This window comes from Paenibacillus apiarius (genome assembly GCF_017052585.1).
GTDB classification, from domain to species: domain Bacteria; phylum Bacillota; class Bacilli; order Paenibacillales; family Paenibacillaceae; genus Paenibacillus_B; species Paenibacillus_B apiarius.
In genome coordinates this window covers 1,804,300-1,828,836 of record NZ_JAFFHZ010000001.1, presented here as the reverse complement: position 1 = coordinate 1,828,836, position 24,537 = coordinate 1,804,300, and the positions used below count along the sequence as shown (strand labels likewise).

The following is a 24,537-nucleotide window of genomic DNA, read 5'->3' as shown; positions in this document are numbered from 1 at the left end:
CCCTCCGGACAAGGGTACTAAAGGATACGGAATTGTAAACGAATTGTAACCGTTTTTTTCGTTCCGTGCCCAAATATATGTTATAATATAGACATCAAAGGAGGAGTGTCCTATGAATTATAAAGTTCGAGGTCAGAACATTGAAGTTACAGACGCGCTACTTGACTATGTCGAGAAGAAATTAAGTCGACTGGAACGGTATTTTGAAACTCCCCCTACCTCAGACGTTAGCGTAACGTTGAGCGTGATTCGTGATTTACACATAGTTGAAGTAACCATTCCGCTAACTGGCTTGCTTCTGCGTGCGGAACACCGCAGCAAGGATATGTATTCTTCGATCGATTCCGTCGTGGATAAGCTGGAACGGCAAATTCGCAAGCATAAGACGAAGGTGAACCGGAAATTCCGCCTATCGGGAAGCACAGACCATCTGTTCAGCGACGAAGTGACTCAGCTTCCTGCGGGTGAAGAGGATATGCTGGAAGTCGTGCGGACGAAGCGATTTACGTTGAAGCCGATGGACGTGGAAGAAGCTATCCTGCAGATGAATATGATAGGACATAATTTCTTCGTGTTCTCCAATGCGGAGAGTAAAGAAGTGAACGTGGTGTACCGTCGGAACGACGGCCGCTACGGGCTAATAGAACAAGGCTAAGAACGGGACAGAACCTCTGTAATCAACAATTAGCAGAGACTGCACCTGATACCAAAAAAGGACTGAGCCTAATTCCACAACGGAATGGGCTCTTTTCGCGTATAATAGAGGTAGTGAAAAAAAGTGGTTTTTGAACACGACTCATAAAGGATTATGAAAGTTCTACATCATTTACGAAATCAATAGGACTCCCACTATAATGCTGTATCGACATGAAAATGTACGCAAAACGTCTGAAAACTTGCCTGACGGCGGTTGCGGGACCTTGTTGAAACTGTTACAATTTATTGCAAAACAAGTCAATGTCACCGTTCTTTCTCTACAGATCGACCTGAGGGGGAGCGGCCATAAAATCACGATCGGATTTGCGTGAAAGGGGTTAACCATGCTAGGAATTGTGAAGAAGATATTCGGCGACGCCAATGAACGCGAAGTGAAGCGGTTAATGAAGACCGTGGAGCTTATCAATGGTATGGAACCGGAATTTGAAAAGTTGTCTGATGATCAACTGCGCGCGAAGACAGATGAATTCCGTGAGCGCTTGGAAAAAGGCGATACGCTCGATCAGTTGCTTCCAGAGGCGTTTGCAACAGTGCGTGAAGCGGCGAAGCGTACGCTGGGCATGCGTCACTATGACGTGCAGCTCCTGGGCGGTATGGTGCTTCATGAAGGTAAGATTGCAGAGATGAAGACAGGTGAGGGGAAGACGCTCGTCGGAACGCTGCCTGTCTATTTGAACGCGTTGGCAAGCAAAGGCGTGCACGTCGTTACGGTCAACGATTATTTGGCTTCCCGCGACAGCGAATTGATGGCCCAGATATACAACTTCTTGGGTATGACGGTTGGTTTGAACTTAGCGGGTATGGACCATGCGATGAAGCAAGAAGCGTATGCCTGCGACATTACGTACGGAACGAACAACGAGTATGGCTTTGACTACCTGCGTGACAATATGGTGCTATACAAGGAGCAGATGGTTCAACGTCCGCTCAACTTCGCCATTATCGATGAAGTGGACTCCATCCTCGTTGACGAAGCGCGTACGCCGCTCATCATTTCCGGACAAGCAGCGAAATCGACGGAATTGTACCATATTGCGGATACGTTGGCTCAACTGTTGAGACAAGAAGAAGACTATACGATTGACGTCAAAACCCGTCAAGTTGCTTTGACGGAAGCAGGGGTGTCCAAGGCCGAGAAAGTCCTTGGTATCGAGAACTTGTTCGATGTGAAGAACGTAACGATGAACCACCATGTTCAGCAAGCGTTGAAAGCACATGCGATTATGCGCCGTGACGTCGATTATGTCGTGAACGAAGGCGAGATTGTCATCGTTGACGAATTTACGGGCCGCATGATGGCGGGACGCCGCTACAGCGACGGCTTGCATCAAGCGATCGAAGCAAAAGAGCAGCTCGAAGTTCAGAACGAGAGCATGACGCTCGCGACGATTACGTTCCAGAACTACTTCCGGATGTACCGCAAGCTGGCCGGCATGACCGGTACGGCTAAGACAGAGGAAGAGGAATTCAAGAGCATTTATGGGTTGGAAGTTATCCAAATCCCTACGAATAAACCAAATCAACGCAAAGACTTCCCGGATGTCGTCTACAAGACGGCGAACGCGAAATTCAACGCGGTCGTGGAAGAGATTGTGCAGCGTCATAAGGAGCAACAGCCGGTGCTCGTCGGTACGGTATCGATCGAGAACTCTGAGCTGCTGTCCGACAAGCTGCGCAAAAAAGGCATTAAGCACCAAGTGCTGAATGCGAAGTTTCACCGTGAAGAAGCGGAAATCATTTCGCGCGCGGGTGAACCGAATCAGGTTACGATTGCGACGAACATGGCGGGACGCGGTACGGATATTATTTTGGGCGAGGGCGTATCTAATGTAGGCGGCCTGCATATCATCGGTACGGAGCGTCACGAAAGCCGTCGTATCGATAACCAGCTGCGCGGCCGTGCCGGCCGTCAGGGTGACCCGGGTTCTTCGCAGTTCTATCTGTCGCTTGAAGACGAGCTGATGCGCCGGTTCGGTGCGGACAACGTGCTTGGCATGATGGAACGCCTTGGATTTGAAGAGGACCAACCGATTGAATCCAAGCTCATCACGCGTGCCGTTGAGTCTGCTCAGAAGCGCGTCGAGGGCAACAACTTCGACCTGCGCAAAGTCGTCCTGCAATATGACGACGTCATGAACCAGCAGCGCGAAATCATTTACCGCCAGCGCCGTGAAGTGCTGGAAGCGGAAAATATCCGGCAAATTGTTATGGATATGATTCAGCCGTGCGTGGAACGCGTAGTCAGCGCGCATTGCAACGAAGACGACATTCCTGAGAACTGGGAATTGCAAGAGGTCGTTGATTACATGCACCGCAGCATGCTGGATGAAGGAGCCATTACGAAGGATGACCTGTGGGGCAAAGAGAAGGACGAGATTATCGAGTTCCTCTTTGACAAGGTGCTGGCTAAATATACGGAGCGCGAGGAGCGCATCGGGCCTGAGCTGGTACGCGAGTTCGAGAAAGTCGTCGTTCTCCGTGCGGTCGACTCCAAGTGGATGGATCACATCGATGCGATGGATCACCTGCGTCAAGGGATTCACTTGCGCGCATATGGCGGTACAGATCCTCTCCGCGAGTATCAATTCGAAGGCTATGAAATGTTCAATAGCATGGTCGCTTCGATTCAAGAGGAAGTATCGACATACATCATGAAGGCTCAAGTTGAGCAAAATGTGGAACGTCAAGCCGTTGTGGACGAGAGCAAAATGTCAACAAATGCGGAACCAGGCGAGAAGCGCCCGGTAACGAAAGAAGAAACCGTCGGCCGCAACGACCCTTGTCCGTGCGGCAGCGGCAAGAAATATAAGCAGTGCCATGGCAAGCAAGGTTAAGGCCGCGAAGCTTTAGGCAAATACTAGCTAGCCAAGTGACGGTATCGTGTCCGTCACGACTTATACAACTCCAGCGACGGGCGGCCTTAGCCGCCCGTTATTTGGGGAGACACTATGGACCGAGGTGAATTACGATGATCGATGCAACCGTACGCCATAATTTGCGAGACATCGCCGCGAAACTTACAAATCTTAGGGGGTCACTTTGACCTCGATCTGAAGCAAGAGATGATTTCCAACTACGAGGAGAAAATGTCGGCTCCCGACTTCTGGGACGATAATGAGCGGGCGCAGGGCATTATTTCCGAGTTAAATGCCGTTAAGGGCAGCGTGGAAGAATTTCAGAAGCTGATGCAGGATTATGAAGACGCGCAGATGATGGTTGAGCTGGCGGAGGAAGAGGACGATGAGTCCTTGGCAAGCGAATTGACGGCGAATGTGGAACAGATTCTCACTCGCGTGGAAAATTTCGAGCTGCAGCTCTTGTTGAGCGAGCCATATGATAAGTTCAACGCTATCCTGGAGCTCCATCCGGGCGCGGGCGGCACCGAGTCGCAGGACTGGGGGCAGATGCTGCTGCGCATGTACACGCGCTGGGCGGAGAAACACGGCTTCAAGGTCGAGGTGCTCGACTTTTTGCCAGGCGATGAAGCGGGCATTAAGAGCGTGACGCTGCTAATTAAAGGCTACAACGCGTATGGCTATTTGAAGACGGAAAAGGGGGTCCACCGTCTGGTGCGGATTTCCCCATTCGATTCATCCGGCCGGCGCCACACATCCTTCGTATCTTGCGATGTCGTACCGGAAATTACGGACGATATCGACATCGAGATTCGTACGGAAGATTTGAAGATAGATACGTACCGTGCCAGCGGCGCGGGCGGCCAGCATATTAACACGACCGATTCCGCCGTGCGGATTACGCACATTCCGACCGGAATCGTCGTTACGTGCCAGACCGAGCGGTCGCAGATTAAAAACCGCGATCGGGCAATGACCTTGCTTCGTTCTAAATTGTACGAACGCAAGATTGAAGAGCAGCGGCAGCAGCTTGCTGAAATCCGCGGCGAGCAGATGGACATTGCCTGGGGCAGCCAGATTCGCTCCTACGTGTTCCATCCGTACAGCATGGTGAAGGACCACCGGACGCAGGTGGAGACCGGGAATGTCGGCGCTGTCATGGACGGCGATTTGGATGCGTTCATTGAAGCCTATTTACGAACTTTAATACAACCATCGTCTGAAAATTAACTTGCAGCAACACCGACAGCAAAACCTGCGCCGATTTCGATCGGAGCAGGTTTTTTGCTGTACTTGAACGCTTTACCTTAACATAGGCTGCGCATACTATACAATTCGGATCAGCCAATGTTACCCCTTGTAATAGGAGCAGGGCAACTTCGTACAAGCTTGTCCATTGTATAGAGAGGTCTACCGATAAAGGAGAGAAACCATGTATGTCTAACTCATCATATGCTTCGAAATCATCATCCCGTTCATCCCAAAGAGCGCGGCGCGGCGGCATGCTAATACCTTACGATCATCCGATGCGCACAGTGCTCGATTACGTGCTGCTGTTCGTGGGCGCCTTCATTATGGCGTTAACCTTCAATGCGTTGCTGCTGCCGAATCAGATTGCTTCCGGGGGAATTTCCGGGTTATCCATTGTTCTTCAGCATCAATTCGGTTGGAATCCGGCGATTACGCAATATGCATTCAATATTCCGTTGTTTATTATCGGTGTCTCCTTGCTGGGGAAGCAATTCGGCATCCGCACCTTCGTGGGGTCGGTTGCGTTGCCGACGTTTATTTTCTTGACGGCCCATATCGAACCGGTGACAGATAATCCGCTGCTGGCGGCCATTTTTGGCGGGATCGGCCTAGGCATTGGCCTCGGGATTGTGTTCCGTGGACGCGGCTCGACAGGGGGGAATGCGATTTCGGCGCAGCTTCTGCATACATTCGGGAAGATTAACCTGTCCCTGTCGGTTGCGATTTGCGATGGAGTCATCATTATTTTGGCAGGGGTGCTATTGTCCTTCGAAAGCGCCATGTATGCGTTGATTGCTTTATTCGTTACCAGTAAGATGATCGACATCGTTCAGGTCGGCCTTGGCTATACGAAGGTGGCTTTCATTATTAGTCAAGAGGCGGATCAGCTGGCAGAAGCGATTCTTCACGATCTAGACCGCGGCTTGACGAAGTTAAAGGGGGAAGGCGGGTATACGGGCGAGGGGCGGACTGTGCTCATGGTTGTCGTCGGGCAGACAGAGGTGTATAAGCTAAAATCGCTTGTCCGTTCCGTCGACCCGCAAGCGTTTGTCATCATAAGCGATACGAACGAGGTGCTGGGTGAAGGTTTTCAAATACAAGCATGATAACTTGCGATAATAGATGTGACAGGCTCGGGTAAAGCTTACCCGAGCTTTATGTTTATGTAGAATTTGTGTAATATTGGCAATAGCCTTGTCTGCACGTGGAAAATAGGTTTATACTACAAGTGGTAACAATTCTCATTTTTTCATTTTCATGTACAAGCAGAGGCACAGACAGAAGTCTAGTATAGCCAACGGAATGAAGAAGCTACGAGCGGCATTTTCTGTTACGGCGGGGAGGAGGGAGCAGCAAGCGTCTGAGTTCCAATATGATTAACCGAATAAACGAAGTGCTCCAATTGTATAATGCGACTTCACATATAGCAACGTGATCAGCAGACAACACAGAACGTGTGCCGCTGGTGACGTTTTTTTTATTGTGAATAAACATAAAAACCATTGTATTTATATAAATGAAGTCGTATAATGATACATAATTATTCAATTGGACGTATATTTTTAAGAAAAGATAAACGAGTTTAAAAAGAACGTTTTTCAGCACCGAGAGGGTTGCAAGAACTCGAAGAAGGAGGAGCGGAGTGTAGGCGGGACTACATGAGCGCCGGACTTCGAGAGTGAATGCAAGATTCGATGCCGCATGACATCATTGGGATGCTTCGTGATCAAAAGCGGACTTTTTAAACAACCTCTAAAGGGAATGGAGAGAGCAGTATGGGGAACGAACAGAAGGTAAACGCGGCCATCGTTGGCTCGACGGGCTATGGCGGCGTGGAGTTGATACGGCTGTTGTTGAATCATCCGAACGTGAATATTGCTTCGGTCATCTCCGCGTCGAGCGCAGGCGCGCCGATCGCGGACGGCTATCCGCATTTGAACGAGATTATGTGCGATACGTTGGACGGCGTGAGTGCGGAGGAGATGCGAAGGAAAGCGGACGTGGTGTTTACGGCTACTCCTTCTGGCGTCAGCGGGAGACTGGTGCCCGAGCTTTTGGATGCAGGGCTGACCGTAATCGATTTATCCGGTGATTTCCGTATTAAGGACGGAGCGGTATACACGGCATGGTATAAGCATGAAGCTCCGCAAGCCGAGCTGCTGAATGATGCTGTATACGGGTTATGCGAGCTGTATGCAGATGGCGGGTATGCACAAGGCCGGCGCTTTATCTCCAACCCGGGCTGCTACCCGACGGCGACGCTGCTGGGTCTGGCCCCTGCCATGAAGGCCGGTTGGATTGATCCGGCGAGCCTGATCATTGACGCGAAGTCTGGCGTATCGGGAGCGGGCCGCGGCGTGAATTTAGGAGTGCATTATGCGGAATTGAACGAAAATTTCAAAGCGTACAAAGTGAATAAGCATCAGCATATCCCGGAAATCGAGCAGACGTTGGGCGAAGTGGCGGGGACACCGGTCACCGTGACGTTCACGACGCATTTGACGCCGATGACGCGCGGCATTATGTGCACGATGTACGCTTCATTAACCGGAAATTATTCTGAACAAGATTTTATTTCATTATATAAAGACCACTACGCGGGTCGGCGCTTCGTACGAATTCGGCCGCAGGGCCAGTGGCCGGCGACGAAGGAAGTGTTCGGCTCGAACTACTGCGATATCGGATTCGCAGTGGATGAGCGCACGAAGCGGGTAACGATCATCTCCGTCATCGATAATGTGGTGAAGGGAGCGGCCGGGCAGGCGATTCAGAACCTGAACCTGATGATGGGCTGGGACGAAGCGCTGGGACTGAACTTAACGCCGGTATACCCGTAGTCATTCTTTTCGATCGATACGGATACACATAGTAACATATCCTTTACCATTTTGAAAAAAAGAAGGTTGATGCCTTATGGAAAAATATAAACACGCGACAATGACTATGGAACGCCAGTTCGAGATTATAGATGGATCAATCACGGCTCCGCAAGGATTCCGGGCCAGCGGTCTGCATTGCGGATTGAAAAGGTCGACGCGCAACGACATCGGCGCGATAGTATGCGACGTGCCGGCTGCCGCGGCGGCGGTATATACGACGAACGCCTTCCAGGCAGCGCCGCTTGCCGTCACGCGGGCGAGCCTGGCGGCGGAAGGCAAGCTGCGGGCGGTGCTGGTGAACAGCGGCAACGCGAATGCGTGCACGGGCAAGCAGGGAGAAGCGGACGCGTACCGCATGCGCAGCGCGTTCGCGGAGCAGCTTGGCGTCGCGCCGCACTACGTTGCGGTTGCGTCAACCGGCGTTATCGGCGAGCCGCTCAAGATGGACTGCATCGAGCGGGGCATCGCGGAGCTTCCGGCGGTGTTGACGGCAGCCGGCGAGGGCGCGGAGCAATTCGCGCATGCGATATTGACGACCGACCTCGTGAAGAAGGAAGCGTGCGCGGTCGTCATCATCGACGGCAAGCCGGTCACGATTGCCGGCGCGGCAAAAGGGTCGGGCATGATTCACCCGAATATGGCGACGATGCTCGGCTTCGTCACGACGGACGCCGTCATTGAGCAGGAAGCGCTGGCGGCGCTGCTGAAGCGTACGACCGATGCGACGTTCAACATGATTACCGTCGATGGCGACACGAGTACGAATGACATGCTGCTCGCAATGGCGAGCGGACTTGCCGGACATGAGGCGCTGCAGGAGAGCCATTCCGATTGGACCGCGTTCGCTGAAGCGTTCCAGTACGTATGCGAGCAGTTGGCCAAGGCAATAGCGCGTGACGGGGAAGGTGCGACGAAGCTTATTGAAGTGCGCATCGCTGGGGCGGCTTCGAATGAAGCGGCCAGCGCAATTGCGAAGTCGATCGTCGGTTCCAGTCTGGTCAAATCGGCCGTATTTGGAGCAGATGCCAACTGGGGCCGTGTCATTGCCGCCATTGGATATTCCGGAGAGCCGGTAAACGTGGATACCGTCGACATTCAGGTGGGCCCGATCAAGGTGCTGAACCAATCGACTCCGGTCGCTTTTAATGAAGAAGAGGCGCTTGCGTACTTGAAGGGGGACACGGTTGTGTTTTACGTTAACCTCCATATGGGTGCGGGCACGGCGACAGCTTGGGGCTGTGACTTAACGTATGACTACGTCCGCATTAATGCGGCTTATCGGACATAAAGCTGGAATTTACGGGAGGGGACGGAACGATGCGTACTATATCGGAACAAGCGAGATCATCGGCGCTGGCCGTCCAGACGAAGCGGTTCGTCATGAAATGCGGCGGAAGCACACTTGCGGCATTGCCGGATTCCTTTTACGCACAACTGCGGCAGCTGCAGGCGGAAGGCACGATGCCGGTCATCGTGCACGGCGGCGGTCCGGCGATATCAAGCATGCTGGATAAGCTCGGCATCGAGTCCGAATTTATCGGAGGTCTGCGCAAGACGAATGAGGCCGTGCTGGATGTCGTCGAGATGGTGCTGGCAGGCCAGATTAACAAGCAGATCGTGCGGCGTCTGAACGGTATAGGCGCCGCGGCGGTTGGTCTATCCGGCACAGACGGCGGCTTGATTCAAGCGATGCCGGTAGCGAATGCCGACGAGGTCGGTTATGTAGGCGACGTGACACAGGTCAACGCAGAGCTGATTGAAGGGGTTATGGCGCTGCAATATATGCCGATCATCGCACCCATCGGGCTCGATAGCAACGGCCAGCGCTACAACATCAATGCCGACACGGCAGCCGGTGCGGTGGCAGCTCATCTCGGTGTAGAGCAGCTGTTGGTCATTACGGACGTGCCGGGCATCATGAAGGCGGAACAGGGCATAAAGACGGTCCTGCCCGTCGTTACTACATCTGCAATCGAAGCGATGATTGCTAGCGGTGAAATATATGGCGGAATGATACCGAAGGTGCGCGCGGCTATGCAGTGCATGAAGGGCGGCGTGAAGGAAGTCGTTATCGCAGACGGAGCCGAGCCGAATGTGCTGCGGCGCATCATGGCGGGGGAATCCATCGGCACGAGAATCGTACAGTGAGTGTTCAAAGAGGGCTTGTGGAACAACCATACAAGGATGATAAGGGGTGAATGTAGTGTTAAAGCCAAATGATACCGAAACTAATGCTTTGCTGCCAACCTATGCGCGCTTCCCGATGACGCTCGTCAAAGGAGAAGGAAGCCGTTTGTGGGATGACCAAGGCAACATGTATTTGGACTTTATGAGCGGCATTGCCGTCACGAACCTGGGGCATGCGCCGGAACGGGTGAAGACACGGGTTCAGCAGCAGTTGGATACGCTGTGGCATGTGTCGAACCTGTTCCGTATTCCGCAGCAGGAGCAGGCAGCCGAGCTGCTGGCGGCAAATTCGTGTGCAGATGCGGTCTTCTTCTGCAACAGCGGCGCGGAGGCGAATGAGGCAGCGATCAAGCTGGCCCGCCGTTACCATGCGAAGGTGGCGCAGAGCGGACGCAGCGAAATCATCACCTTCGAGCAGTCGTTCCACGGCCGCACGCTGGCGACGCTGACGGCGACGGGGCAGGATAAGGTGAAGGACGGCTTTGCGCCGCTGCCTGCTGGCTTCCGGTACGTGCCGTTCAACGATATCGCGGCGCTGAAGGCTGCCGTGAACGAGAATACGGCGGCCATCATGCTGGAAATCGTGCAAGGAGAAGGCGGCGTGCTGCCGATTAAAGCGGCGTTTGCGGCAGAAGTCGCGCAGCTATGCGCAGCGAATGGCATCTTGCTTATCGTGGACGAGGTGCAGACGGGCATGGGACGCACCGGGGCGTTATTCGCGCACGAGCATTACGGCTTGAAGCCGGACATTTTCACGGCGGCCAAGGGGCTCGGCAGCGGCTTTCCCGTAGGGGCGATGCTGGCGCAGGAGCATCTGCGCGAAGCGTTCGGTCCGGGGAGCCACGGCTCGACGTTCGGCGGCAACCCGCTGGCGATGTCGGCGGTGCTCGGCACGTTGGAGACGATGCTGGAAGACAAGGCCGCGGTTCGTGCGGCGGAAAAAGGGAGTTATCTTCTGAACGCGCTGCGCGTGAAGCTGAGCGATGTGTCCGCAGTCAAGGACATTCGCGGAATCGGACTTCTAATCGGCATTGAGTGTCACGAGCCGGTGAGCGATATGATTGCGGATGCGCAGAGAGCCGGGCTGCTGTTCATCAGTGCCGGACCGAACGTTATCCGCTTGCTGCCGAACTTGCTTGTGACCGAGGAAGACATGGATGAAGCAGTCGATATTATCCATACTGTTTTGGCGAAACGCTCTGCCGCTGTAACGACGATCTCATAGGCTTCAGGATGAACCCGTGATCAGCGAGCATCCATCGACGATTGACCCATATAAATATACTAGACATGTACAACTTCGGAGGTGGGATTATGACGACTACACAATCCAAGATTGATTTGCGCGGGCGCGACTTCATCGCGCTGACTGACTATACGACAGGAGAAATCCAATATTTGCTTGACTGCGCGATAGAACTGAAACAAAAGCAGAAGGCGGGTGAAACATACCAGCCGCTGAAAGGGAAAACGCTCGGCATGATTTTTGAAAAATCATCTACCCGCACCCGCGTTTCGTTCGAAGTGGGCATGTACCAGCTCGGCGGGCACGCTCTATTCCTCAGCAAGAACGACCTTCAGCTGGGTCGCGGTGAAACGATATTTGATACGGCGCAGACGATGTCGCGGTACTTGGACGGCATCATGATCCGCACGTACGCGCACCGCACGGTCATCGATCTGGCACGGGGCGCGACGATTCCGGTCATTAATGGTCTGACGGATATGAATCATCCGTGCCAAGCGTTGGCCGATTACCAGACTGTGCTCGAGAAGAAGGGCAAGCTGCAAGGATTGAAGCTGGCCTACATCGGAGACGGCAACAATATGGCGCACTCGCTTATGGTGGGCGCGAGCAAGCTGGGCGTGAATGTTGCAGTCGCTTCGCCGGAAGGATATACGCCAGATGAGGACATCGTGAAGCAATGCAAGGAACAGGCTGGAGCCTTCGGTTCCAATGTGCTCGTGACGCAGGATCCGAAGGAAGCGATCGCGGATGCCGATGTCGTATATACGGACGTCTGGGCGAGCATGGGCTTCGAATCGCAGCAGCAGCAGCGCGAGATGGCGTTCCGCAATTTCCAGGTGAACGAGGAGCTGACGCGTTACGCGAAGCCGGATTACCTCTTCTTGCACTGCTTGCCTGCGCATCGTGGCGAGGAAGTGAGCGAAGGCGTCATCGATGGCAAGCATTCCGTCATTTTCGACCAAGCGGAAAATCGGCTCCATGCGCAAAAGGCGATTATGGCCGCGCTGATGGGTTAAGAGAGATAAAACGTCAAATCAATCAGGATGAGAATTACGAACAGCGAACGGGGGAAACACGATGGCGAAGAATAAAATCGTGCTGGCCTACTCGGGCGGGCTTGATACATCGGTCATTTTGACTTGGCTCAAAGAAACATATGATGCGGAAATCATCACCTTCACAGCGGATATCGGGCAAAAAGAGGAGCTGGACGGCTTGGAGGAAAAGGCGATCGCGACCGGCGCCTCCAAAGTATATATCGATGATTTGCGCGACGAATTCGCGCGCGATTTCATCTATCCGATGTTCCAGGCGGGGGCGCTGTATGAAGGGCAATATTTGCTCGGCACGAGCATCGCGCGCCCGCTTATCGCCAAGCGCATGGTTGAAATTGCCCGCAAAGAAGGAGCGATCGCGATTGCCCATGGCGCCACCGGCAAAGGCAACGACCAAGTCCGTTTCGAATTGACGGCGGCATCGCTTGCGCCGGATATTCAAGTAATCGCGCCTTGGCGCTCGGAGGAATTCCGTGCGCAGTTCCCGGGCCGCGCGGAAATGATCGCGTATGCCGAGAAGCATGGCATCCCGGTGCAGGCTTCCGCAGCGAAGTCATATTCGATGGACCGCAATTTGCTGCACATCAGCTTCGAGAGCGGAATGCTGGAGGATCCTTGGTTCGATGCCAGCGCAGATGCGAGCAAGGATATGTATGTGCTGAGCGTATCGCCGGAGGATGCTCCGAACGAAGCGGAACTGGTGGAGCTTGCGTTCGAGCAGGGCGACTGCGTTGCCATCAACGGCGAGCGGATGTCGCCGCTCCAGGTGATGGAGACCTTGAATGAGCTCGGCGGCAAGCACGGCATCGGCCGCATCGATATGGTTGAGAACCGCTTCGTCGGCATGAAGAGCCGCGGCGTGTATGAGACTCCGGGCGGTGCGATCTTGTTCACCGCGCACCGCAAAATGGAGTCGCTGACGATGGACCGCGAGGTTATGCACCTGCGCGATTCGCTCATTCCGCAGTACAGCTCGATCGTGTACAACGGCTTCTGGTTCGCGCCGGAGCGGCTTGCCATTCAAGCGCTCGTCACCGAAAGCCAGAAGCATGTGACGGGCACCGTCCGTCTCAAGCTGTACAAAGGCAACGTCATCGGGGCGGGCGTGCAAAGTCCGCTTAGCTTATACAATCCGGATATTGCCACCATGGAGGCGGATCCATCGCAAGCGTATGATCAGAATGACGCCACCGGCTTCATTCACCTGCACGCGCTGCGCCTGAAGGTAGCTTCCGGCGTTCATGGCACGAGCGTTCATGGAGCGAAGCTGGAGCAAGTGAAAGTGGAATCATAACAGAAGGATATACAGACATGCGCAGGACACGACTCCTTAAGGACAATCACATCCTGCCGCCTCCATTGGAAGGCAGCAGGAACGCGCATGGTGAGGAGGAAACGACGTGAGCAAATTGTGGGGCGGCCGGTTCACGAAGCAGACGGACCAGTTGGTGGAGCAGTATACAGCGTCCATCGCTTTTGATAAAGAGATGGCGGAAGAAGACATTCAAGGTAGCCTTGCCCACGTGACGATGTTAGGGAAATGCGGCATTTTGCCGCACGATGATGTCGATACGATCAAAGAAGGCCTGCATCAAGTAATGAAGCGAATCCAGAACGGGGACATGAATTATTCCGTCTCCGATGAAGATATCCATATGAATATCGAGAAGACGCTGATCGACTTGATCGGTCCGGTCGGCGGCAAGCTGCATACGGGCCGCAGCCGCAACGATCAGGTGGCGACCGACATGCACTTGTATTTGCGCAAGCGGGTCGTCACGTTCGCCGGCCTGCTGGTGCAGCTCCAGGAAGCGCTGCTCAAGCAGGCGAAGGCCAATCTGGACACGATTGTGCCTGGCTATACGCATTTGCAGCGGGCGCAGCCGATTCTGTTCGCCCATCATCTAATGGCGTACGTATCCATGTTCGAGCGCGATATCGAGCGTCTGACGGACAGCTACAAGCGCATCAATGCGCTGCCGCTTGGCGCAGGGGCTCTCGCGGGCACGACCTTTGCCATTGACCGCCATTTCGTGGCGGAGGAGCTCGGCTTCGATCGGGTCTACGAGAATAGCTTGGATGCAGTAAGCGACCGGGATTTCATCGTGGAATTTCTGTCGAATGCCTCGCTCATCATGATGCATTTGTCCCGCTTGTGCGAGGAACTGGTGCTCTGGTCGAGCACCGAGTTCCAATTCGTCGAGCTTGACGATGCGTTCTGCACCGGATCGAGCATTATGCCGCAGAAGAAAAATCCGGACGTGGCAGAGCTTGTCCGCGGCAAAACCGGGCGCGTGTACGGCCATCTCATCGGCATGCTGACGGTGCTGAAGGCGCTCCCGCTTGCCTACAATAAAGACATGCAGGAAGACAAGGAAGGCATGTTCGATACGGTAGAGACGCTGGATGGCGCACTGCGCCTATTTGCCCCGATGGTAGAGACGATGAAGGTGAACCGCGGCCGGATGCGCCAAGCGGTGCGCCAAGACTTTTCCAACGCGACGGACATTGCGGACTTCCTCGTGAACAAGGGCATGCCGTTCCGTCAGGCGCACGAGGTCATCGGCAAGACGGTTCTCTATTGCATCGAGCAGAACAAATATTTGCTGGACCTGTCGCTGGGCGAATTCCAGCAGTTCTCGCCGCTGTTCGATGACCGCATTTACGAGGTGCTTCAGCCCGAAAATGTCGTCAATGCGCGCAACGTCTACGGGGGAACAGCCTCGGTTCAAGTGGAAGCGGCCATTCGCCGCGCTGAGCAGGCGATAGTGCGGTCGAACGCGTGGCTGACAGAGAAGGAAGCGGCGAATTCATTAAAATAATTTCGCATTCTTATTCGATCCATTCGAATCGAATCCATAAACAATGCATGTGAAAGAGCACGCGCGTTAATAGCGTACCGTGAGGCGCTGACGCGTTTGCTCTTTTTGCATTCCGCACTATTCACAATTCCATCATTTGCCTCGATATGTAAACTTGTGTATAATTGACGAAAGCGTTCGACGCTTTTATCCAATTTCATAGGGAGGGATGTCCATGCCTCAGCCGAAGTACGTCACCGACATCGACAAGATTACTCAGTTGCCCGAGACGGAAAGGAAACGGCTTAAGGAGATCACACAGAAATTCGTATTTCGCGTCAATGACTACTATTTGAACTTGATTGATTGGAACGACCCCGACGACCCGATACGGAAGCTGGTCATACCGAACACGGGCGAGCTTCAAGAGTACGGCCGCTGGGACGCCTCGGACGAGGACACGAACTACGTCGTTCCCGGCTGCCAGCACAAGTATGGCACGACCGCGCTGCTTATCGTGTCAGAAGTATGCGGCGCCTATTGCCGATACTGCTTCCGCAAACGATTATTCCGCAACGATGTCAAAGAAGCGATGTCCGATGTCAATCCGGGCCTTGCCTACATTGCCGAACACCCCGAAATCAACAATGTCCTGTTAACCGGTGGAGACAGCTTAATTCTTGCCACCCCCAAGCTGCGCATGATTTTAGAATGTTTACGTGCCATTCCACATGTGAAGATTATTCGCCTAGGCTCCAAGCTGTCTGTATTTAATCCGATGCGTATCTATGAAGACGAGCAATTGCTCGAGACGATCCGAGAATTTTCTACCCCTGATAACCGCATTTATGTCATGGCTCATATCAATCACCCCAGAGAGATTACTCCAGAAGCCAAGCGAGGCTTCGAGGCGCTTCATCAGGCGGGCGCAATCGTCGTCAATCAGACGCCGGTGCTGCGTGGAATCAACGACAATGCCGAAGTTCTGGGCGAGCTGCTCGATAAGCTGTCGTGGGCTGGAGTGACACCTTATTATTTCTTTATCAACCGTCCGGTGGCAGGCAACAGCGAGTTCGTATTGCCTCTCCAAGATGTATATCGTCTCGTGGAGGAAGCGAAGTCCAAGACATCCGGATTAGGCAAACGGGTCCGGCTATCCATGAGCCATACGTCGGGCAAGATTGAAATCTTGGCGATAGAGGATGGGAAGGCGTATCTCAAGTATCATCAATCCCGCGATGGGAATTACGGCAAGTTCATGGTGCTCGACTGTCCCGATGATGCCGCTTGGTTCGACGATATGCCGGGCAATGAGCAATATTGGACGCCACCGCAAAAAAAATCGGAGGACATCGTTTCAGTGAACGCGCTTCCTGATATGCCACAGCGGCGAACGAGGAGGGATGCGTAATGCAACGTTCTGTACCGCCGGTAAGCCAAGCGGCAGCACCCGACGCCTCCCCGGAGAAAGGCCCGGAAGAAGAGGCGCCCCCCATTAGTACGGCAGACGGGGTCATTCAAGAACTGCAGCGCAACGCTGTCGAGTACCTTCGTCTGCAATTTACTGACATGTTCGGTGCCATGAAGCAGCTCATCGTGCACCGCGACGAGGCAAAAGCGGCTTTGGAGGGAAAAGTGTTGTTTGACGGTTCATCGGTCAAAGGGTACGGCGGCGTAGATCAATCCGATCTTGCCTTGCATCCGGATCCAACTTCATTCCATGTGGAGACGTGGCACGTGAAGGCCACGCGAATTGCGTCGGTATATTGCGACGTACGGACCGCTGACGGAGACCGTGCGCCGGGATGTACACGCAGCATGCTGCGTGAAGTGATAAGTGAAGCGAAACAGATGGGCTATTCTTATCATATTGGCGTAGAGGGCGAGTTTTTCCTCTATCCGCTGGATGAACAAGGTGTACCGATACCGGAGACGCATGACCAAGGCGGTTATTTCGACCCCTTTCCTCTGGATCGCGGCGAAGAAGCGAAGCTGGAGCTGCTTCAGGAAATGAGAAAGCAGGGCTTTCGGCTGGAGGCCTCGCATCACGAGGTTGCTCCCGGTCAGCACGAGATTAACTTCCGCTTTGGCGAAGCGCTCTCGATTGCCGACCGCTGGCAGACGTTCAAGCAATTGACGAAGCAGGTGGCCATGCGCAATGGGCTGCATGCGACCTTTATGCCGAAGCCGATGAGCGGTCATAACGGCAATGCGCTGCATTGCAATCAGTCGCTGCAGCAGAAGGGGCGCGGCAACGCGTTCCATGACCCAGAGGGACGGACTGAGCTTAGCGACACGGCTTTGCACTTTGTCGCCGGCTTGCTGAATCATGCGAAGGGGATGGCCGCAATTTCGAATCCGGTCGTCAACTCTTATAAGCGGTTGGTGCCGGGGCATGAAGCGCCGACGCATATCGCGTGGTCGGGCAGCAATCGCTCCGCTCTCATCCGCATTCCTGCGGCGCGCGGCGCCGGGACGCGAGTGGAATATCGCCCGCCGGATCCGACGGCCAATCCGTACCTGCTGTTCGCCATCATGCTCAAATCAGGCTTGGAAGGCATCCGGAATCGCGAAGCGCCGCCGGAGGAAGCGACGGGCAACCTGCACGCGTTGGCGGAACAAGCTTGTTCCCCTTGGGATGCCTATCCGCGTGACCTGTACGAAGCGTTGCAGCATATGGAGCGGGATACGCTAGTCCGCGATGTAATGGGCGAGGAAGCGATTCGGGAATATGTATCGGAAAAATACCGGGAATACGGCAGCTATGCGGCAGAAGTGCACGATTGGGAGATGACGGCGTATTTTCGCAGTTTCTAAAACGGAAGACGGTTAAGGATAGAGCTGACATGCAAGAGGATGGCGTTTTCAGCCATTCTCTTCTTTTTCACTTGCGCTTGATCCAATTGTGCAACGAGCGGTAAAATTATATGCTTTTCAGTTCGTGCCGCAAGAGGTAATATATCTGTAAAGCCGCTCACATATAGCTTTAGCGGCGTCAATGAATACACTAGGAGATAGGGGCGGGTGATCTAATGGAATTTCCGTCGCGTCAAGATTTCGAACTGCTGCCTAGGGAGCAACGAATCGAGACGATAAAAGGATTGCGTCTTCAATATCGCATTGTTGAAATGGCGCACAATTTCGGATTCAACAATTCATCTTCCTACTATGCGTGGCTAAAAAAACAAGACATCTATGAAGATCTGTGCGGCAAAAGAGAGCTGCATAAGACGGACTTGCCAACGCCGAATCGGAACATGGAAATGTATCAGCAGGAGCGAGCCGTGGATATGTATCGGCAAGAGAGAGTTATGGACATGCAGCGGAATGAAGAGTCTGTGGAATCCAGTCCGTATGAACAGGTGTATGCTAGCAGTGATTCCGTCAGTTTCAAGTACAACCTTTCGTTGAAAGGTCCCGACGCCGCCAATCTTCTTCGAAAAATTGCAGCCTATATCGAAGACGATGCCCATCTCTTTACGGTCGAAGTGGCCGTCTCCAGAAATACTGCAAAGCACGACGAATAAATGCCGGCCGCTTCAAAGCCGGCAACAAAAAGCCCTTCGGATTACCGGCTGATCATGGCCGTAATACCGCAGGGCTTTTTGCGTTGCGTGGAGGGCTGAAGGTTTTATCGGATTTGTCTCATCCATTGGATTTTGTGCAATGACAAGAGCATGTAAACATCTTTAGGATTTAACTATGATTTATCGGAAATTAGGACCGTTCACGCCATCCTCCAAAATCGGGCCTTGCTCTTCCTTCGGATTGGGCAATGGGTCTGAAGTGCCCGTATTGACGCCAATGAGCGTCGGCTGCGGCCTATACGTATCCACTGCGATACGTTGGCGATCCACTTGCTTGCCGTTCACGAGCTTGATGCGATAAGACTCGACGACATACCCCTTCTTCCCCCGCTGCAGCGTTTCGTGGCCGCCGATGGGCAGATCTGTATTTTTCACATATTTAATAGTAGGCTCCAACACCTTTACCGTCTTAGTCTCCATTTTGTAAGCCACATTCGAATCCATGGTGCCGAAAAATTTAATGGAGAGGCGGTTGTTTTCCGCGGTGGTGCGGATGAGCAGGTGCTTGCCGGTTGTGTTTTTAAATTTGAAATTGATATATCCTTGCGAGAAGGTCGCATCGAGTCCAAGCGGCAAATACGATACCGGCAGCGAATGATTGCGCCGTTCGACAATTTCGAGTCCGGTGCGCAGCACCGCGTTGTATAGCGTGCTCGACACTTGGCAGATGCCGCCCCCGATCCCCGGAACGAGCTTGCCGTTATAAATGACGGGCGCTTCCTTGAAGCCGTACTTTTTTTCCGTTTCCGCAATTACTTTGTCATAATCGAACTCGTCTCCGGGCTTCAACACCATGTCGTCAATCGTCTTGGCCGCCGACACGACGTTGTGCGTGCGCCCGTCTTCCGCTTGCAGGAAGCTCGTCGAGAACTCGATGATTTTCCGTTCGATGCCTTCTGCCTTTAATGATGCCACCGTCACCGGCGGCTCGCTCACGACAAGCGGAACGTCAATCGCAATCGCTTGCCCCTCTTGCCAAGTATGCGGGATAGCAGCGCGTATAAGCTGTTCCATCTGCATGCGATCGATACGGAATGCCGTTTTCTCCGGCGTGTATTGAATCTGATCGCTATCTGTAATTTTCCGCACGGCATTGACGGGCTTCCCGAACGCTTTCGTTTCCCACCCTGGCGTCAAACGCTCCCTCCATACGTCTGCCTTCCACTGGAAGCGCAGCATCCACTCCTTGGGAAATGACCATCTGGCTTTGATGCGCTCCAGAAGAGTGCCTTCCTGCAGCTGCTGCAGTGCGGTGAGGATTGCGCCAGCGTCGTATTGAACCCCAAGTTCGGACAGTGTTGTCTTGACCTGGTCCACGCCAGAGGTCCCGAATGTAAAGATGAACGGGGTCCGTTCCAACTGCTTGATGCGTTCATTCAGCTCCTGACGGAAAGCGTCAATAGATTGTCCACCTACATCCCACGACGAAAGGCGAACTTGAGGCGGTATCGTAGCCTGTGAGGCATAGCTGTGCCCCCATCCCCACAGTGCGCTAAGAGCTAACAGAAGCGAGGCGACGACGATAAACAAAGCATGTATTTTTTTCAAACCGATTGCCTCCTGCATGAAGAAAGTAAATAAAAAATCAATCTTATTCACTATATGCGCGGGAATAGGCAAACTTTACTTGGAAAGTGTTCGGACTGCTATGCAGAGTGCTTAGCCGGAATGCTTATTGGAGTGGCCAAGAGAGGTGACGGCTCCTGCACGGTTCAAACAGATAAACTCCCTTGTTTCATTCGGTACTAGAGCGTTTATTTTGAGTGTAAAAAGTTAACTGCTATGTTTTTTTAAGAACTCAAATGTTTTGCCCAACGTTTGTTCTGCGTGCGGAGAGGTAAAATCAAATTGATACTCGTGGCCTAATTCGGGATTGGTGCCTTCAAATAAAACACTTTCCACTTCCACGCCATTCTTTTCAAGAACGTCTATAAGTTCAATTGAATGCGGCGCCAGTGGGTCGACATCTCCAACTGTCAAAAAGGCGGGTGGATAATCAGGTGTTACTTGTTTGACCGTAGACATCTCATCCAGTCTAGAGAAAGAGGCGAAATCTTTAACTCCCGTATACGACCAAAATACCGTCTGAATTCCTGCCCTTAGAACAAAAGATGAGGAAGGCTCACTCATTCTATCCATGTTGTAAAGCCCACAATATAACAGAACACCTTTTAGCTGTTTTTTATCGACATGAGGGTGAATATCCATTGACTTTGCCAGCTTTTCATTAGTTATAACCGCAGCGGTTTGACTGGCAATTTGAGCCCCTGCCGAATCGCCGCCAATGAATAATCGATTCATATCGCCGCCATATTGCGCAATAGTGTCCTGCAGGTATTTCAGAGCTTGATTGGTTTGGATGATCGGCCCTGGATATTTTTGAGCCGGAGCAATGGCATAGTTGATATTGGCCACTACATATCCCTCGTTAGCGAGCGCCATGCCATATTCTTGTGTTTGTTCTTTGCTGCCTGATACAAATCCGCCTCCATGTATCCACATAATAACAGGGAGATCCTTGTCGGCATTTTTCGGATAGTAAATATCTAATAGGCTATTCTCAATGCCGTGCTCATCATAAACAATATCTTTTTCGACATTGACTTGTTTCTTTATTGTTTCGATGTTGGCGGGCGATGCAAATGGCTTCCATTCGAAAAGTTGTTTGATTATGAATGCGTTAAGTGCAGGTGTAAACTGACCGATTAAATATATGAGTACTATAGGAATAGCAAGGATAGAGATAGCAGAGATAGGAATCATCCAGCGTTTTTTTTGATAAAATTTTTTCTTTGTTTTCATTTGAATCAACCTTTCCTCTCCAGTTGTTACTAATCCCATTTCGTTTGTTAGTTGATCACGCTCATGCAAGTATTGAGATTGTAACATAACTAGAATGGCCATTAAAAATGATGATATACCTGAAGGATTCATTTATAGTTCGAATCGACATTTTCTACAATGTTCTCTTGTCGAAATTCGTGCAGAGAGTAAAAAGATGTTGAAATTCGCTTTCTTTTAAAGGAATTGTTGAGCCAGTGTCGAATATATAGAGGCTAATCTTTTAAACTTAGGGTGTGATATTTTGATAGAAATGCAAGATGTATGGAAGACGTACACGGATGGATCGCATGCGTTGCGCGGGATATCTGTATGTATCGATAAGGATGAATTCGTTTATTTGGTTGGTCCCTCGGGAGCGGGGAAATCGACCTTTATGAAATTAATCTATAGAGAAGAAACCCCGACCAAAGGGGAAATCTTCGTAAGCGGATTTAATATCGGCAAGCTGAAGCATCGGAAAATTCCGTTTGTCCGGCGCAATATCGGGGTGGTGTTCCAAGATTTCCGGCTGCTGCCGAAGCTGACGGCATATGAGAATGTCGCTTTTGCAATGGAGGTTATCGAGGCGCCGAAGAAGGTCATTAAACGCCGCGTTCCGGAAGTGCTTGAATTGGTAGGGCTGAAGCATAAGGCCTCAAGTCTGCCGGCTCAACTATCGGGCGGAGAACAGCAGCGGATCGCGATTGCCCGGGCGATTGTGAATAATCCTTCCGTTATCGTAGCCGATGAGCCTACGGGGAACTTGGATCCGGAGACATCATGGGGAATTATGAAGCTGCTGGAGGAGATTAATTTCCGCGGCACGACCATCGTCATGGCGACGCATAACAAAGATATCGTGAACTCGATGCGCAAGCGCGTCATCGCCATTGAGCACGGCCACATCGTTCGAGACGAAGCGCGGGGGGAATACGGCTATGATTTTTAACAACTTGGCCCGCCACTTAAGAGAGGGAAGCAAGAGTATTTTTCGCAACGGCTGGATGTCATTCGCTTCGGTCATTTCTATCGTCATCTCCCTGTTCATTCTAGGCGTGTTCATGTTCTTATCCATTAACGTGAACACCATTACGAATCAAATAGACAATCAGGTGCAGATTCGCGTGTTTATGAAGCTGGACGCTACAGAGGAACAGAGACAGCTGCTGGAGACGGATATCGGCAACATGTCCGAAGTAAGCAAGGTCATTCCGGTGCCAAAAGAAGAGGGCATGAAGCTATTGCAGGAAAGCTTGGGCGAAGATGGCAAGGATCTGTTAAGCGGCTATACGAAGGAAACGAACCCGCTGCCGGATTCATTTACGGTCGAGGTGTACGAGCCAACGACGATCGCTATGGTGGCGAAGAAGATTAGCGCCATTAACGAGACGAATAGCGCCAAGCCTATCTGGAAAGTGCAATACGGCAAGGGAACGGTAGAATCGCTCTTTAAAGTAACGCAGACGATACGGAACTTCGGATTAATCGTAGTAGCTGGCTTGGCGGTGACGGCCATGTTCCTTATCTCGAACACGATTAAAGTAACGATTATGGCGCGGCAGCGCGAGATAAGCATTATGAAGCTTGTCGGGGCGACGAATATGTTTATCCGCGGACCGTTTTTTATAGAAGGAGCGTTGTTGGGCATTCTCGGCTCGGCAGTTACACTCGGATTGTTGTTCTATGGCTATCAGCAGTTGATCACGCATTTTGAATTCGGTTTGTTGATGATTCGGTTGGTTCCGCTGCAGGATATATGGCTTCTTATTGGCGGCACCTTGCTTGGCCTGGGGATTGTCATCGGGATGTGGGGAAGCACTATCTCCATCCGCAAGTTTTTGAAAGTCTAAGGGACATGTAACAACCTTTGAGGGGAAGCGTTAGGAGGAGCCGCGTTGAAACAAAAGTACGGAAAAAAGAGATGGGCAGCACTGCTCGCAAGCTTTGCCATTCTGTTCTCGATGGTGCCGCCATCCACTGGACAAGCGTCCGAATTGGACAAGGTTAATCAGGAATTGAAGCAGCTGCAAAGCGAGATGCGCGCAGCGGAGCGGAAGCAGCAGGAAGCAAATTCGACCAAAGCGGAAGCGAAGAAGATGGTCGCCAAGACGACGGAAGATATGAATATGCTGCTCAGCGAAATCGATAAAAAAGCAAATGAGATGGCCTCCGTCGCCACGCAGATCGATACGTCGGAATCGAATCTCGAAGATGCGGCGCACGAGCTTCAAGAGGTGAACCACCGCATTGAAGAACGGGGTAAGCTGTTGGATACTCGCGTCAGGCTTATGTATACGAACGGATTCGTTTCCTACATAGACGTTTTGTTCAGTGCCACTAGCTTCTCCGATTTCCTCGATAGGATTGATTCTTTGCAATCAATTGCGGCGCAGGATAAGGAAATACTGGCCGAGCATAAGCGTGACAAGCTGCTCGTCGTACAGAAAAAGCAGGAAATCGAGACGGAATTGAAACGGGTCAAGCTTCTCTATGCCAAGTTGGATAGTGCCAAGAAAGACTTGATGATAAAGGAAAAAGAAAAAGAAGTCATGATTGCGAGCTATAATCAACAAATCGAAGAGTCGGACGACGCAAGTGAAGAGCAAGAGCGCTTGCTGATGGAATTCGCGCAGAAGCGGGCGGATCTTATGCGCAAGAAGAACAGCTTGTCCAAACCGAAACAACAGGCTCGTCAGCGAGTATATACGTATTCCGGCGGTAAGCTCGGAGTTCCGCTCGCTGCCGATTATTACATTTCTTCGCCATTTGGTTCCCGTGTAGATCCGATTAATGGAAAACGCGGCGCGTTCCATAGCGGTATCGATATGGCAGTAGCGGGCGGAACGCCTATTTATGCTGCTGAGGATGGCGCTGTGACCGTTGCCGAATGGTGGAGCGGTTATGGGAACTGTGTTATCATTGACCATGGGAACGGGCTTTGGACCTTATATGGCCATATCCGGAATGGCGGGATTAAGGTGAAGAAGGGTGATGTCGTCAAGCGCGGTGACAAAATCGCTGAAGTCGGGGCGACTGGTCGCGCAACCGGCAACCATCTTCACTTTGAGGTTCGTTTGAACGGAGAACGTGTTGATCCTGCGGATTATTTAAAATAATTGCGGAATATTTGACA

General features: G+C 52.3%; 19 protein-coding genes. 17 read left to right on the top strand and 2 right to left on the bottom strand.

Annotated elements, in window-relative coordinates:
• Window positions 1-112 precede the first annotated feature (112 nt).
• The 14 genes from hpf to JSQ80_RS08370 all read left to right on the top strand — a co-directional run bounded on the left by hpf (window position 113) and on the right by JSQ80_RS08370 (window position 18,521).
• The gene (hpf, locus tag JSQ80_RS08435; protein WP_206094997.1) at window positions 113-655 is read left to right on the top strand and encodes a ribosome hibernation-promoting factor, HPF/YfiA family; all 543 of its coding nucleotides are present in this window, start codon (window positions 113-115) and stop codon (window positions 653-655) included.
• Between the two features lie 385 nt (window positions 656-1,040).
• Window positions 1,041-3,551: a preprotein translocase subunit SecA gene (gene secA / locus JSQ80_RS08430; RefSeq protein ID WP_206094996.1), complete on the top strand. Its 2,511-nt coding sequence runs from the start codon at window positions 1,041-1,043 to the stop codon at window positions 3,549-3,551.
• 134 nt (window positions 3,552-3,685) lie between these two features.
• Window positions 3,686-4,802, top strand: a protein-coding gene (gene prfB, locus JSQ80_RS08425; protein ID WP_240463601.1) for a peptide chain release factor 2 whose coding sequence is annotated in 2 segments (ribosomal slippage) — window positions 3,686-3,757 and window positions 3,759-4,802 — 1,116 coding nt in all. Because the reading frame shifts where the segments join, the coding sequence is not laid out codon by codon here.
• A 206-nt stretch (window positions 4,803-5,008) separates the two neighbouring features.
• Window positions 5,009-5,929 carry a YitT family protein gene (locus JSQ80_RS08420; RefSeq protein WP_087434025.1) on the top strand — a complete coding sequence of 307 codons (921 nt, stop codon included), beginning with the start codon at window positions 5,009-5,011 and terminating at the stop codon, window positions 5,927-5,929.
• A gap of 669 nt (window positions 5,930-6,598) precedes the next feature.
• Window positions 6,599-7,660: an N-acetyl-gamma-glutamyl-phosphate reductase gene (argC, locus tag JSQ80_RS08415; protein ID WP_087434026.1), complete on the top strand. Its 1,062-nt coding sequence runs from the start codon at window positions 6,599-6,601 to the stop codon at window positions 7,658-7,660.
• A 76-nt stretch (window positions 7,661-7,736) separates the two neighbouring features.
• Window positions 7,737-8,990: a bifunctional glutamate N-acetyltransferase/amino-acid acetyltransferase ArgJ gene (gene argJ, locus JSQ80_RS08410; RefSeq protein WP_240463600.1), complete on the top strand. Its 1,254-nt coding sequence runs from the start codon at window positions 7,737-7,739 to the stop codon at window positions 8,988-8,990.
• A 29-nt stretch (window positions 8,991-9,019) separates the two neighbouring features.
• The gene (argB, locus tag JSQ80_RS08405) at window positions 9,020-9,850 is read left to right on the top strand and encodes an acetylglutamate kinase (protein WP_206094994.1); all 831 of its coding nucleotides are present in this window, start codon (window positions 9,020-9,022) and stop codon (window positions 9,848-9,850) included.
• Between the two features lie 46 nt (window positions 9,851-9,896).
• Window positions 9,897-11,114, top strand: coding sequence for an acetylornithine transaminase (locus tag JSQ80_RS08400; protein ID WP_336245716.1), 1,218 nt, complete (start codon window positions 9,897-9,899; stop codon window positions 11,112-11,114).
• Between the two features lie 89 nt (window positions 11,115-11,203).
• Window positions 11,204-12,154 (top strand): ornithine carbamoyltransferase, encoded by a 951-nt coding sequence (gene argF / locus JSQ80_RS08395; RefSeq protein ID WP_206094993.1) that lies wholly within the window; start codon window positions 11,204-11,206, stop codon window positions 12,152-12,154.
• Between the two features lie 61 nt (window positions 12,155-12,215).
• On the top strand, window positions 12,216-13,487 hold the full coding sequence (locus tag JSQ80_RS08390; protein ID WP_206094992.1) for an argininosuccinate synthase: 1,272 nt from the start codon (window positions 12,216-12,218) through the stop codon (window positions 13,485-13,487).
• Between the two features lie 106 nt (window positions 13,488-13,593).
• Window positions 13,594-15,015: an argininosuccinate lyase gene (gene argH / locus JSQ80_RS08385; RefSeq protein ID WP_206094991.1), complete on the top strand. Its 1,422-nt coding sequence runs from the start codon at window positions 13,594-13,596 to the stop codon at window positions 15,013-15,015.
• Between the two features lie 214 nt (window positions 15,016-15,229).
• On the top strand, window positions 15,230-16,405 hold the full coding sequence (locus JSQ80_RS08380; RefSeq protein WP_206094990.1) for a KamA family radical SAM protein: 1,176 nt from the start codon (window positions 15,230-15,232) through the stop codon (window positions 16,403-16,405).
• Window positions 16,405-17,811: a glutamine synthetase family protein gene (locus JSQ80_RS08375; protein WP_206094989.1), complete on the top strand. Its 1,407-nt coding sequence runs from the start codon at window positions 16,405-16,407 to the stop codon at window positions 17,809-17,811. Before JSQ80_RS08380 ends, JSQ80_RS08375 begins: the two co-directional genes overlap by 1 nt.
• Before the next feature lie 215 nt (window positions 17,812-18,026).
• On the top strand, window positions 18,027-18,521 hold the full coding sequence (locus JSQ80_RS08370) for a hypothetical protein (protein WP_206094988.1): 495 nt from the start codon (window positions 18,027-18,029) through the stop codon (window positions 18,519-18,521).
• Window positions 18,522-18,701: 180 nt separating this feature from the next.
• Here JSQ80_RS08370 and JSQ80_RS08365 read toward each other — a convergent pair whose 3' ends face one another.
• Complete coding sequence (locus JSQ80_RS08365) at window positions 18,702-20,129, bottom strand: VanW family protein (protein WP_206094987.1); 1,428 nt, start codon at window positions 20,127-20,129, stop codon at window positions 18,702-18,704.
• A 225-nt stretch (window positions 20,130-20,354) separates the two neighbouring features.
• Window positions 20,355-21,383 carry an alpha/beta hydrolase gene (locus JSQ80_RS08360; RefSeq protein ID WP_206097520.1) on the bottom strand — a complete coding sequence of 343 codons (1,029 nt, stop codon included), beginning with the start codon at window positions 21,381-21,383 and terminating at the stop codon, window positions 20,355-20,357.
• Between the two features lie 283 nt (window positions 21,384-21,666).
• On the opposite strand from JSQ80_RS08360, the gene ftsE reads away from it, so the two are divergent.
• Genes ftsE through JSQ80_RS08345 form a run of 3 tightly spaced genes read left to right on the top strand, consistent with a single transcriptional unit; the run spans window position 21,667 to window position 24,520 of the window.
• Entirely contained in the window at window positions 21,667-22,353 is a 687-nt protein-coding gene (ftsE, locus tag JSQ80_RS08355; protein ID WP_206094986.1) for a cell division ATP-binding protein FtsE, read from the top strand.
• The gene (gene ftsX, locus JSQ80_RS08350; protein ID WP_206094985.1) at window positions 22,343-23,254 is read left to right on the top strand and encodes a permease-like cell division protein FtsX; all 912 of its coding nucleotides are present in this window, start codon (window positions 22,343-22,345) and stop codon (window positions 23,252-23,254) included. Before ftsE ends, ftsX begins: the two co-directional genes overlap by 11 nt.
• A 45-nt stretch (window positions 23,255-23,299) precedes the next feature.
• Window positions 23,300-24,520, top strand: coding sequence for a murein hydrolase activator EnvC family protein (locus JSQ80_RS08345; RefSeq protein ID WP_206094984.1), 1,221 nt, complete (start codon window positions 23,300-23,302; stop codon window positions 24,518-24,520).
• Window positions 24,521-24,537: the final 17 nt, after the last annotated feature.